7 protein-coding genes and 1 riboswitch are annotated in these 13,300 nt (G+C 45.5%); of the genes, 4 read left to right on the plus strand and 3 right to left on the minus strand.

Features of this window, described 5'->3' with window-relative positions:
- Positions 1 to 21: 21 nt before the first annotated feature.
- Entirely contained in the window at positions 22 to 2,868 is a 2,847-nt protein-coding gene (locus V6669_RS25820) for an ATP-binding protein (RefSeq protein ID WP_338588553.1), read from the minus strand.
- A gap of 344 nt (positions 2,869 to 3,212) precedes the next feature.
- Here V6669_RS25820 and V6669_RS25825 point away from each other — a divergent pair, with 344 nt between their 5' ends.
- Complete coding sequence (locus V6669_RS25825; RefSeq protein WP_036668013.1) at positions 3,213 to 3,911, plus strand: response regulator transcription factor; 699 nt, start codon at positions 3,213 to 3,215, stop codon at positions 3,909 to 3,911.
- A gap of 47 nt (positions 3,912 to 3,958) precedes the next feature.
- On the opposite strand, the gene V6669_RS25830 is transcribed toward V6669_RS25825, so the two are convergent.
- Complete coding sequence (locus V6669_RS25830) at positions 3,959 to 4,378, minus strand: hypothetical protein (protein WP_338588554.1); 420 nt, start codon at positions 4,376 to 4,378, stop codon at positions 3,959 to 3,961.
- A 242-nt stretch (positions 4,379 to 4,620) separates the two neighbouring features.
- Between V6669_RS25830 and V6669_RS25835 the strand changes: the two genes are divergently transcribed.
- From V6669_RS25835 to V6669_RS25845, 3 genes are all read left to right on the plus strand, one after another.
- Complete coding sequence (locus V6669_RS25835) at positions 4,621 to 5,760, plus strand: virulence factor (RefSeq protein WP_338588555.1); 1,140 nt, start codon at positions 4,621 to 4,623, stop codon at positions 5,758 to 5,760.
- A gap of 147 nt (positions 5,761 to 5,907) precedes the next feature.
- A riboswitch (Lysine riboswitch) is annotated at positions 5,908 to 6,123 on the plus strand.
- A gap of 117 nt (positions 6,124 to 6,240) precedes the next feature.
- Positions 6,241 to 7,722 carry an amino acid permease gene (locus tag V6669_RS25840; RefSeq protein WP_192135801.1) on the plus strand — a complete coding sequence of 494 codons (1,482 nt, stop codon included), beginning with the start codon at positions 6,241 to 6,243 and terminating at the stop codon, positions 7,720 to 7,722.
- Positions 7,723 to 8,001: 279 nt separating this feature from the next.
- Positions 8,002 to 8,643, plus strand: a complete 642-nt coding sequence (locus tag V6669_RS25845) for a class D sortase (protein WP_338588556.1) — start codon at positions 8,002 to 8,004, stop codon at positions 8,641 to 8,643.
- Positions 8,644 to 8,776: 133 nt separating this feature from the next.
- On the opposite strand, the gene V6669_RS25850 is transcribed toward V6669_RS25845, so the two are convergent.
- Positions 8,777 to 13,288 carry a collagen binding domain-containing protein gene (locus tag V6669_RS25850; protein WP_338588557.1) on the minus strand — a complete coding sequence of 1,504 codons (4,512 nt, stop codon included), beginning with the start codon at positions 13,286 to 13,288 and terminating at the stop codon, positions 8,777 to 8,779.
- Between the last annotated feature and the right edge of the window lie 12 nt (positions 13,289 to 13,300).

Genomic DNA, 13,300 nt, shown 5'->3' on the forward strand with positions numbered 1-13,300 from the left:
TTTCTTCATCCATCCTTAAATCTACACCAATACGTCCTGCTTGGGCAGTCGAACCTTGAACGTACTTCCTTTGCCCGGTGCAGATATAAAGGTCAACGTACCCTTGTGATCCTCTACAATTTTACGGGAAATGTACAACCCGATTCCTGTTCCACCAATCTGCCGATGATCCGAATTATCGACTCGATAGAATTTGTTGAACAGCATGTCCTTCTCTTGCTCCGCAATACCTATTCCGTAGTCACGCACATCAAGACATAACCATTCCTCTTCTTCCCATAACGTAACATCGATACGATCGGCTCCCGGCGAATACTTGACTGCATTGCCCACCAGATTATGCAGAACCTGAACCATCCTGTTCTGGTCAGCATAAGCAAAAAAGTCTCCATTAAACGTATGCACGTAGATACGTTGGGCAGACTTCATATTCCACTGTTCCGCAACCCCTTCTACCAACTCAATCAGCGGCACATACGTCATGTGGTAAGTCATACCTTCGTTGTCGAGGCGCTGAATATCGAGTACATCATCGAGCAAACTGCTCAGCCGCTTGCCCTCCGAAGAGATGGTCTGCATGAATTCCCGCTGCTGAGCTGCTGGAAGATCATACATCATCATTAATTCCACATATCCCATAATGGTGGCTACAGGCGTTCGAAGCTCATGAGATACCACACTGATCAGCTCATTTTTCATCCGATCCAGCCGTTCTTCTCCTGTCCGGTCACGGAACACCAGCAGAAACCCATGGTTTTTACCCGGGACATCCATCTGCTTCATGTATAAGGAAAACACACTTTTATCCACATTATTAAATATAAATTCGGTCTCGATAAACGCCGTTTCTCCATTCAGGAATGCTCTAGTCTGTTCCATCAGATTGAAGTTGTCCGTTAATACCATCGTATCAATCGCCTGCGCCAAATCTTCAATGGATCTGCCCATAAAATCACCCAAACCAAACATCTCTTCTATCCTTCGGTTGACGATGGTTATGGTCCCTGATCGATCAGACATCACGAGCCCTTCTCTTACGGATTCAATAAATTGCTCACTGATATCTCGCTGTTCCTGAATGGCAATCTTCTCATTGAACAACTCCGAGTTCAGCTTCTCCAGCGCAAGAGCATGACGTACACGATCTTCTTCTGCTCTGGTCCGCTCCGTAATATCCTTAATAAACAGGTTATATAATGTCTCATTTTTGCCCAACTGGATCTCAACAATTTTGTACTCAATCGGAAATACGGAACCATCCCGTCGGATACCTGAAATTTCTTCAACGATGGTGTATCTTTTACCTTCAACATATTCAAATCGCTCCAGCAAATTTTTGATCTCCTTGCAGCTGGCCCCTTGAAAAAGAGTCGGCGCTTCCTTGTGCAGAATCACTTCTTCCCGACGCAATCCAAACATTCTTTCAGCCTCCGGATTAAACTCAACGATCAGCCCACTGGAGTCCACAGCGATAATCGCATCAATAGAGGATTCAATAATGGCACGTTTGACCTCTTCACTGTTCTTGAGTTCCTTGGTACGCTCAATTACCCTGTCCTCCAGCGTTAACTTGTCGTGACGAATCTGTTCAAATTGTTCCAGCAGCACATCGGCCATTTTGCGCAAATTACCAATCAGAATCTGTACTTCGGTTACATGGCTAGTTGGCCACTCCATCTTCCCATTTCGAAACAGCAGTCTCGGAAGAGAGCCTGTCATCCTGGTCAGTCTTAACAATGGGCTAACAACTTTACTGCTGAGGGGAGCCGCTACGATCATGGAAGCCACGATGATGATGAACAGGGATTGCAGCGTGGTCAGATAAATGGATTCGATTCGGGGGTAATAATTGGACGAGTCGGTCACAATGAATACCCGATAAGGTGTTATATTTGTCATTTCTGCTTCATAGATAAAAGAGGCTTGTTTCCAGTGATTCAATACATCGCTGTAATGGATATTTGCGGAACTTAACAGAAAAAGGTTATCCCTTGATTTCAGAAGACGGAATCTGTCCATGTCCAGGTAATCGCCGGCCTGAAGTGTGTTCAATCCAGAAGCAACGACTGTATCATCCCGATTCAGCAGAATCACATTCACACCCAGTAGATGATGATAACGCGCCATATTCTGATCCATGTTCTCGGAGGTAACATACTCTTCATCAATATCCTGAACAACCGCAGTCGCTGCATATTTCATATCACGTAATATGGCATCATTCATTTGACCCAATTGTCTACGGCTATCTGCGGATAACAGTACGAGAGAAACAAATACCACAAAGGCGACTACGTATTTAAACGCAATTCTTGTGAGTGGGATGGTTCCCGTCCGCTTTGATTTGTGTTCACCCGTGGTGATCCAGAAATCGACTACAATTCCCGCGATCAGCGCATTCACCATACCAATGACAGCAATATACATATACTCATACTTCAAATCGTCTATATTTAAACCCAACATAAAATGCCCGGCATAGATAACTGGAAGTAACATGACTACCCAAAAGACTGCATTAGCCTTGATTAGGCTGCCATTCTTCCAACGGATCTGCCAAACGAGCATCCAGATTAATTCCAAGAAGTGGGCAAGCATGACAGTTAAATTGTGCGGCACAAAGCCGACAAAGACGGTATTTAGCAGATGGATGACTGTAAGGGTGACAAATCCATAGATGGCCCCATGCAAACGAAGAGCAACGAGTGCTGCCGCGCTACCAATCATAAACTGTACACCATAGAATAAAGTAAACGGAAAAATAGTACTTAGTGAGCCCAGAATGATTAGAAGACTGGTCCCAATCCAGGGTATTCTCAGCTTCAACACGACCCAATCCAGCATTTGTCTTGCCTTTATACGATCCATAAGCAATTGCCCTCATGGATCATTGTTTCTTCTGTTTTCAACAACAACGTTGGTTCCCCCTATAAACTTAAGCGGATACAATCTTACTTTTTTCCCCTTAACTCGTTCTGATCCATTATACTGTAATTAGTACTTGGTGTAGCTTTGGGAAATTCTGATTGATCGGCAACCAAACTACATTCATGCTAGAATATTGAAGTTCATCAAAAAAGCTTATTCTTTCTCTACATATACATCCTATATTTTGGGATAGAAACATTAAAAATTTTGCAGCATTTATTCGCAATTCACCTTGTTTTTTTAGCATTTTCTTAACATATTATTTTCACCAGGAGTGTGACCCTATGACTATCAAAGTACTTCTTATAGAAGATGAGAAAAATCTGGCCGACATGATTGCTTTCTTTCTTGAGGAGGAAGGATATATCACTGAACGGGTTCATCATGCCCGCGAGGCACTTCAACTGTTTCCACAATTCCAGCCGGATATTGTTGTAACGGATCTCATGCTTCCTGAAATGGATGGAAATGATCTCGTAGAAGCCTTTCGCCAGCACTCCACTGTGCCCATTCTGATGATCTCGGCAAGTACCATGCTGAACGATCGACTTCGCGCATTGCATAATGGTGCGGATGACTTTCTGTGCAAACCGTTTAGTTTGAAAGAGTTGGATGCCCGGATTAAAGCACTGCTGCGAAGATCCATCATTTCCTATAAGGATAAACCGGTAAAAGAAGACAAGCAGGCAGAGGTTACGGGACATGTGAATGTGAATGAATACAGAAGAACTCTGTTTGTGGATGGCGTTGAAATCGAGGTCACTCATATTGAGTTTGAGATTATGAAGGAATTGTACCGAAATCCGGGTAAAGTGTTCACCCGCAATGAACTGATGGATCGGATCAAAGGCTCCGAACGCGCCTATCTGGATCGTACCATTGATGTTCATATCTCAAGTCTGCGAAAAAAAATTGAGCCTGACCCCAAAAACCCACGTTATATTAAGACGGTTTGGGGAACAGGCTATAAATATGTGATCTAATACGATCGTAACGATTGAAGTTAAACACTTTTGGCCATATCTCTCTTTTATCTCATGGATAAGATGGGCGGTATGGCTATTTCTGATTTATGGATAGACGACGAATGCAACCAGCTTTCCATATCCTTGATGAGTTGATCAGGGTCATGCTCGTTCCAGAGAATCATCTTCATCTCACCTGTACCTGTAATCTGTTGCAGGTGACGCTTCCGAATAAGGGATTTGAAATCCGTAATGACCAGTAACGGAAGTTGTGGCATAAAAGCCCGAATGGCATTTGCTGCTGACACCGCTTCTTCGGCAACCTGATAATCAACAATACAATAACGGGCATTTTCCCAACTTCCCCGATGTGTTTCTATGGCAGAACCAGATGTTGAGTCCTCAATCCAGTTCCTGAACAATTGAATAATAATCTCATATGCAATACGACGTTTTCCATCCGAGAGCACGGTAATGGGTTCCATAGGTATAACCTCCAGTTGATTCTTATCTTTATTGTGCCAATTTTCGTTTAAAAATGTTTGTGCGTGAACATGAAAGAAGTGTTAACAAATTTCGTACTTCTTCACATTAAGTGTTAGACACGTCCACTTCGCTTCTGGATGATTTCGCAGATTCCACACATTGATGTAAAATAGAGAAATACCCGTGTGATTTAATTTACGGGAAGTGAAAGATGAATCTGGTACTATAGGAGGTTACATTGATGAATATTGTTTCCATTGAACCAACACCGAGCCCAAATACGATGATGTTACATCTCGATGAACGTCTGGAGGACGGAATTCGCAAAACATATACACTGGACAACGAACGATCTGCTCCGGCGTTCATTCGCCAGATGCTTCATATTCCCGGTGTAAAGAGTGTGTTCCACACAACAGACTTTGTCGCACTTGATCGAAAAGGGAATGCCGACTGGTCCGTTATCTTGGGCGAAGTCCAAAATCGCCTTGGACAGCAAGGCATTGATCTGGACTGGATTGAATCCGAAGATGGTTCAGGCGAGCACTTCGGAGAAGCACAGGTATTTGTACAATTCTTCCGTGGCGTACCGATGCAGATTAGGGTCAAAGCCGGGGTCAAGGAAGAACGAATCTCGTTGTCAGATCGTTTTGTCAAAGCCGTGACAGAAGTCGCCAGTGCAACGATGATCAAAGAACGAAAATTGAGTGATTACGGTGTTCGATATGGTGAATTGCCTGATATTGCACGTGAAGTCGAGCAGGAATTGGAAGCCGCTTACCCCCCGGAACGGCTGGAGCAAGTCATCAAACAGGCCATTGAACATGGCACCAAATCCGAAGAGTTCGTCGAGCGCCGCCGTGAACTGGATGGAGCCGAACTGGAAGAGGCTCTGCGAAACGAGGACTGGAATGTTCGCTATGCGGCATTTGACGGCATGGAGCCTACGGCAGAAAGACTGCCTCTCGTAGCCCATGCCTTGCATGACAACAAAATGCAGATTCGCCGCTTAGCCGTGGTATACCTGGGTGACATTCGTACACCGGAAGCGATGGAATTGCTGTATGAAGCCCTTCAGGACAGTTCTCCTGCGGTACGACGGACTGCCGGGGATACCTTGTCGGATATCGGTGACCCTGCCGGAACCCCAGCTATGACAGCCACGTTATCCGATAAAAGTAAACTTGTACGCTGGCGTGCAGCACGTTTTCTCTATGAGGTCGGAACTGAAGAAGCAGAGCAAGCCTTGCGAGTTGCAGCCGATGATCCTGAATTTGAAGTCAGCCTACAGGCCAAGATGGCTCTGGAGCGAATCGAATCCGGCGAACAAGCTGCTGGAACGGTATGGCAGCAGATGGCTGGGCGTAACAAAAAGGAATAGTCATCTCTCAGACCTCACATCCAACAATTGTTATTGCACTGGAAAACCATGCGCGTTATACTGATTGTCTGTTTACTAAACAGGACACACGGTGTTAAGTTGTGTTGTTCATAATTTCATAGACAATAGATACACCTCATCCATTGATGGTGAGGTAGAGGTCGCGGGTGCGATCAGTACGCTGATGGAGGCGCTAAGGAGCCGCTTATGAGATCAGCCGAAAGGTGTACCCGCCGAAGCTCGTTGGACGTTCCTTATACGGTCCGGTGAGCTGGGGCTGCTGTCGAAAGGCGCAGAACTGTCACGGAAGTACATTTCCTTTATATAAAGGTATGAATTCTTCTGTGTTGAGCTATCTTAATCATCTGGGACATGGTGCGGACATTGAAATATTAAAGACCGCAGGCTGATGCCTGTGGTCTTTTTGTTTATGAATTCAAGTATCGCAAACATCAGTATATCGAATGAAGGAGTGTTTCCATGCAAGACCGCAGTAACCCAACAACAACTGGACCTTCCCTGAAAAAAGGATTACGCGCACGCCATATGACGATGATCGCCCTCGGTGGCTCGATTGGTACCGGGCTGTTTCTCGCAAGTGGTACCGCCATCTCAACCGCAGGCCCTGGTGGAGCATTAATTGCCTATGCGGCCGTTGGCATCATGGTTTATTTCCTAATGACCAGCCTTGGAGAGCTTGCGACCTTTATGCCGGACTCCGGTTCATTTAATACGTATGCCGCACGTTTTGTCGATCCTGCTCTCGGATTCGCCATGGGCTGGAACTTCTGGTACAACTGGGCGGTAACCATTGCAGCAGAGCTTGCTGCCGCTACAGTACTCATTAAATACTGGTTCCCCGACAGTTCGTCCATGTTATGGAGCTTATTGTTCCTCGTGCTGATCTTTGCCTTGAACGTGTTGTCCGTTAAAGGTTATGGAGAGTCCGAGTACTGGTTCGCTATTATTAAAGTCGCTACCGTTATCATCTTCCTGGCCGTTGGTGTGCTCATGATCTTTGGTATTATGGGCGGAGAAGCGGTTGGTTTCAGCAACTTCACCATCGGTGATGCGCCCATCCATGGCGGATTCTTCGCTGTGCTTGGTGTGTTCATGGCTGCGGGATTCTCATTCCAAGGTACCGAGCTTATCGGGGTAGCCGCTGGTGAAAGTGAAAACCCGCGCGAAAATGTACCTCGTGCAATTCGTCAGGTATTTTGGCGCATTCTGATTTTTTACATTTTGGCGATTACCGTGATCAGTCTGATCATCCCGTATACGCATCCGAACCTGCTCAAAGGTGACCTGGAGAATATCGGTGTCAGCCCGTTCACACTGGTGTTTGAGAAAGCAGGACTTGCTATTGCGGCATCCGTCATGAATGCCGTTATTCTGACTTCTGTACTCTCTGCCGGTAACTCAGGCATGTATGCTTCAAGTCGGGTTCTCTATGCCCTTGCCCGTGACGGTAAAGCCCCTCGTTTCCTCGGTAAGTTGAACAAAAAAGGTATTCCAATGAATGCCCTGTTGCTCACGACAGCGGTTGGTATGTTGGCATTCCTTGCCTCCCTGTTCGGCGATGGCATTGTGTACACCTGGTTACTGAATGCATCCGGTATGTGCGGATTTATCACTTGGCTGGGTATCGCTATCAGTCATTATCGCTTCCGCCGTGCATACGTTGCACAAGGCAGGGACCTAAGCGATCTGCCTTACCGTGCACGTTGGTTCCCGTTTGGGCCGATCTTTGCGTTTGTCCTGTGTATCATCGTAATCATCGGACAGAACTACCAGGCATTCACGGGTGATCAGATCGACTGGAGTGGAGCCATCGTTGCCTACTTGAGCGTACCCCTGTTCCTGGTGTTGTGGCTCGGTTACAAATGGATCAAAAAGACCAAAGTGGTGCCGCTGCAGGAATGTGATTTCACACCTACCGATTCACCAAGTGACAAGCACTAACGAAGCAATATTTACACTCGCCACTTCGATGACAGAATAACCTTCCGATCGCTGTTATCAACTTATACAGCTGATACGATTTAACTTCATATTTAAAAAACCTCCCCGTGGCGTTGCAGTTTTCCTACTGTGGCGAAACGGGGAGGTTTTGTTTTATGTCGGCTTCCCCCTTCGAACATTTCTGTACGTCCTTTTGTCCCTGTCCATATTTTGTATAGGTCGGTAAGTAAAATAGAGAAAGGTATACTATTTTTCTTGGACAACGGGAGTTGATGCATAATGAAAAAATTCTCTATTCTGCTCGTTCTATTGGGCATCCTGATCATCAGCTTTCCTTTCCTGCGGGAAACGTATTATGACTGGAAGCAAACCCGTGTCATGGACGATCTGGAGCAATTGCAAAACGGCTTGTCTAAGCTTAATCACTCCTTCGAACAGGGCATACAAGATGCAGCTTCTGCCGAGCCGACTACGGATAGTACAGATACAGTGCAAGACGCCTCTTCGGATACGTTGGGGATACTATCGATTGACAAGATTGATGTCCGCTTACCGATTCTGGAGGGTTCAACGGAAGCTAACATGAAGGTAGCTGCAACCCATCTTGTCGAAACCACTAGGATCGGTAACAAGGGTAATGCCGCCATAGCCGCTCATCGCGCCCACAAAAAAGGACGGCTGTTCAATCGTCTGGGAGAACTCCAGATTGGTGATTCGATGCAAGTCACCTTGGCAGATCGAACGATTATCCAGTACAAGGTAGATCAGATATCCGTTGTGGAGCCAAATGACTTGTCTGTGCTGGAAGACCCCGGACTTGGCCAGGTCCTTACCTTAATTACCTGTGATCCACTCGTCAATCCAACACATCGCCTAATTGTAAGAGCTATTGAAGTGAATCCGGAGGTTGCCGGATATTGATCTTCCCTAAGGTGCAGCTGAAATAAAATAAAACACCCTCTAGTAATTCACATGATGACGCTGAGTCACTTGTGAAAGTTAGAGGGTGTTTTTTTATCCAAATATGATCTGTTCCTGCATTACGTGCTGCGATCTAGCGCTGAAGCAATTGTCTGCGGCGGAAGTACATGAATCCCGCGCTACCTAGCGCCATCAGCATCATGCCCACAGCAGTGTAAGCCATTGTGCTCTCTTCACCTGTTTGTGGCAGCATTCCCTGAGATCCAGGACTTCCGTTTGGCTGTGATGCAGAATTTCCATTGCCCTGTGATCCATCTGTATCCGTTCCAGCAGGAGGTGCCAGTGCACCATCCCCATCCGGTGCATCTGTATCCCCAACAGGAGGTGCAGTGTCTTCACCGTTGGATACGCCTGGTGTCGGTGGCGCTACCCCGCCATCTTCATCTGTCGGGCTTTCGGTTCCTCCCCCAGACTCTGTAGGTTCAGTAACAACCGTGCCTGGAACCGACGGATTTGATGTTCCTGGTTCCGGATTTACTGGTTTCTCCGGATCTGGTGTTCCCCCCGTAGTAGGGGTTCCCGGATTATAAGGTCCACTCGATCCACCACCCGATACCGGGATAGCCTGATTCGTTTTTTCCACAACTACAGCTTCCGTTTGTATGTTCGTAATTTCAAATGGTACTGGTGTTGTGTCCAAGATATATCCGTTAGGCGCTTTTATTTCAACCAACTGATATTTATTGATATCCAGGTCTTTAAGTACAATTTCACCTTGTTGATTGGTTGTCAATGTAGCTTCATCCAGACCTGTTACCTTGTGGAACTCCCAATTCCCATTGGCATCCATCAATGCAGTTTGAGCCCGTAATTCAAATACTGCTCCCTGAAGGTGCTGAGTTCGACCCGCATTGGTTTTAATCAATTTCACGGAACGATCATTTTCTTTATTTTCAATCGTCAATTGAGTTTCCGGCTTGATAATAGATACAAGCGTCTCTGGCTGTTCAATAACATAGCCTTCTGCCTTGGTCTCTACCAATGTATATGGACCATACGGCAAGTTATCAAATTCAATGACCCCATTGATATTCGTAACCTGTGTGTCAACCACCGCATTTGTACCATTACGCAGTTCGAATTCAATTCCAGCTAACACGGATTGATCCTTGGCGTTCACTTTGGTCACCACCAGCTTGGCATTTGTGCCCTGCGTATTGGTATGTGTGAGCGTAACAATCTGAGTTTGATTGGTTACAATGGTAAGAGGTATGGGTGTTGAATCCAATTGATAGAATTCAGGTGCCTCGACCTCAATCAACTCATAATCCCCTGGCTCCAGATCTGTTGCTCCGATCTTTCCATCCTCACCCGAAGTTATCGTATCGATCAACTGGCTGGTTTGACCATTTTTCAGGTACAGTTCGAATGTTGCACCTTTTAGCGTTTTCGTGCTGTCAGCAGCATCTACCTTGGTTAATTCGAAGCCTTGACGAATCTTTTTATTTTCAATTTCAAAAGCGATATCCGCATCTTTGAATTCAATCGTTTTACCTGAGGCAGAGCCATATTCAGGATCAACCAAGTATCCTGCAGGTGCAGATAATTCTTTTAACTTATAAGGTACACCATTGGTCAGATTGTTTAATCGATAGTTTCTGGAGCTTTCAACTACTCCATTCTCGTCCGTTGGTTTCAATGTTTCCAGAAGCGTAGTTCCAGACGCATTATAGATTGCGAAGATCGCTCCTTCCAGCGGAACTCCGGTATCACTGACTTTGTGAATTCTGATTTTGCCTAAACCAGTGGAGGCTCCTCCACCTGCTCCAGCTAATGAAACTTTAATCCCCGCCTGATTGCCTTCCCCTACCACCGAAGAAGATTGGCCTGCAAATTCAACCTTATTCTCAATTCGGGCGCCATGATCGGCATTAATATAGGACTGATACTCCAAAATGAATGCAGTATGGATATCTTTCTTGAAGGTGAAGGTAAATGTATTGCCCTCCACAATCAATTCATAATCAGCCGGATCAACCAGTCCAGCTTTGTTGGATACATTGCCTGAATTGTTGGCAGGCAGGTTCGTTGCATATAATTTCAATGAATCAGCCAATAAAATTTGGTTCTCCGACAAGGTATCTGTTAATTGAGAACCCGCTGGAATATAAGATTGACTTGGATTGATATTTAACGTCCATGATGCTTTATCCGTTGTACCGATCTGTTGACCTGTTTTTTGTACATACACACCACCGTGAACTGGCGTGACGCTCGCTGATCGATTAAAGCGTACCTCACCATCCTCACCGTCGGTTAGAACAGCCTGGTTAGCATACGTGCCTTCGACGGAATAAGGTCCATCCAGGCTCGTTTGATACTGAATGCGATAAGCTGTTTTGCCGATGTTACCCAGATCCAATGTAAAACCTTTACCGTCCGGGTTCAGCTGGAATTGACCAGGTATGAGCGGAACCTCGCTACCTACAGCAGTAACGTTATTGGCTCCCTGTAACTCTAACTCATGAACTTTTAATGAACCGTCTACAAAAGATTGGTTACCCGTGTAGGCATCCTTGAGGATGGCTTCGTGAATATCAAACAAGTTGTAGTTTACATCAATTGTCCATGTGATCTTTTTGTCTTTGGCGCTGTATTCGCCCTTTTTGTTACCATTTTGAATGGTGTACTCTTGAGGTTTCACAACAGCAGATTTGGTAATCGCAGTCTGTGCTACATTGGATTCTTCCCAATCGATCTTGGCAGAGTTGCGATATTCATTATCCGTTGGCATACCTGCCGTCGGGTCAAAGCTTGTTGTATAGGTAATGACATGTTCCGTGTTAATTGTAACGCCGTCCTTCAGGCGAACGGAGAATCCTTTTTCATAGGTTGGATCAGCCGGGTCTGGAGTCAGTTCGAAGTCTTCTTTGTTAACCCCACTCACTTGAAGACTACCCGGAATCAGCTTCATGTGCCTGCCTTCGTAATTATCCGTGATGATGATATCCGTCATGTCCTGCAAATCACGGTTCAAAACAATCTGCCATTCGATTTCTTTTGTGTTGAAGTTTTCACTTTTCACGCTTTTTGCAAAAATGACTTCCTGAATGTCTCTCCGGCCTGTTTTTGCAGTACCATCATACATGTTCACTGTGTTTGTAATGGTGTCGTTTGTATAAACACGATGAATGGATTGTGTATCATATTCGATCTCATAGGCCTTGGTAATATCGTTCTTAAAATGTAATCTGAAGCCATCATCGAACCCTGTACCCATCGCTTCGAGTGTGTATTCATTCGGATTGATCAGTATTCTGTTCGAAGCCGCTCCGCTTGCATTAATGTCCACTTGATACACTTTGACGGAATTGTTGATCAGTTGCTGTTTTGCCGTATCAAAGCGGTCTTCAATCCATGCATTCGTTTGCATGATTTCTTGCTGATTGTAGTTATATTGCACTTTCCATGTGATCGTCTGTGTCACCGGATCATACGCACTATCTTGCCCTGACTTGTTCAAAGGCTCATTAAAACTCACACGAACTCGGCCAATATCTGTTTCGTTGTGCTCACTCTGATCCGTTGTAAGCGCAACCTGGTTTTGATACTCCACGTTGGTGAACGGAGCAGTGGTTGGTGCTTTAACACTTGTCGTGTAGGTCACACGATAGGCCTTATCTGTATCCCCCAATTGGATTGGAAACTGTGGTTCCGTTTGAACTACTGGACCTGCTTTTACAGATCCATTCAATTGCACTTCCAATTCGCGAATTTCGATATTGCCCTTGAGTTCAAGGTTTGTTGGCAACGTATCTGTAAGAACCGCATTTTTCATCGCCTTTTCGCCTTGGTTAAAATCTACGGTCCATTCAATTTCGTCGGAGTTGAAGTTGTTTTTGTTTGCGCTTCCCGATTTCTTCAACTTATCTACGGCTGTGTTGGCAAAATGTACATCAATGATGCCCTGCCCTACGGAACTAAAGTCTATCTGTTGTTTCAAGCCATCTTCCATCTTGCTCTCATCAAACTTAATCCACACGTAGAAGTTACCTTCCAGCTGCGCATGCTCGATCAGTTCATTAAAGGTAAAGATGATTGTGCCATCTGGATTCACCACATACTCCCCAACACCGCCATCCAGATTACCCTTAAGCTGCGATCCGATGATGAATTTATCGGGCAAGTTAAAGGTGAACGTAGAGCCATCGCTGTAGTTGTGGTTGTCATCTGCAAGTCCCCATGTAAAGACTACAGCCACCTCATCCTGAATGCGTGGTCGAATATCTTTGATCATATCTCCTTTGACTTCAATCGTGCCATTCCCGTTGTCTTCTGGTACCTGATTGTACATCTGCACACTGGTAATCAATTGATCTGTAATTACCGGACCTGCAGCTGCCATTGCTAAACTGCCCTGGTTGAGGTTTCCCTCCCCCTCTTCTTCCGGACTGGCTGCAACGTCAACGTTGTTCACCTCTTCCGAAACTGCCAAACCTTCTTCTGACGCTGTATCGCTGATTGCACTGGCTGGCAAATTAGTTAATTCATCCTGAGCGTGCATGGTTGGTGTAAATATCCAACCCTGCATCATTTGCGTGACCAGTAACAGAGCAATGATCACTATGCTCACTTTTTTCCTCATTTTTTGCATATC

The sequence above is a fragment of the Paenibacillus sp. Y5S-9 genome (assembly GCF_036894235.1).
Taxonomy (GTDB): Bacteria; Bacillota; Bacilli; order Paenibacillales; family Paenibacillaceae; genus Paenibacillus.

Excerpts from the sequence above, each read along its gene's own strand:
- V6669_RS25825 (WP_036668013.1), top strand. The coding sequence starts at position 3,213 with ATGACTATCAAAGTACTTCTTATAGAAGATGAGAAAAATCTGGCCGAC.
- V6669_RS25830 (WP_338588554.1), bottom strand. The coding sequence starts at position 4,378 with ATGGAACCCATTACCGTGCTCTCGGATGGAAAACGTCGTATTGCATAT.
- V6669_RS25820 (WP_338588553.1), bottom strand. The coding sequence starts at position 2,868 with ATGGATCGTATAAAGGCAAGACAAATGCTGGATTGGGTCGTGTTGAAG.
- V6669_RS25850 (WP_338588557.1), bottom strand. The coding sequence starts at position 13,288 with ATGAGGAAAAAAGTGAGCATAGTGATCATTGCTCTGTTACTGGTCACG.
- V6669_RS25845 (WP_338588556.1), top strand. The coding sequence starts at position 8,002 with ATGAAAAAATTCTCTATTCTGCTCGTTCTATTGGGCATCCTGATCATC.
- V6669_RS25840 (WP_192135801.1), top strand. The coding sequence starts at position 6,241 with ATGCAAGACCGCAGTAACCCAACAACAACTGGACCTTCCCTGAAAAAA.
- V6669_RS25835 (WP_338588555.1), top strand. The coding sequence starts at position 4,621 with ATGAATATTGTTTCCATTGAACCAACACCGAGCCCAAATACGATGATG.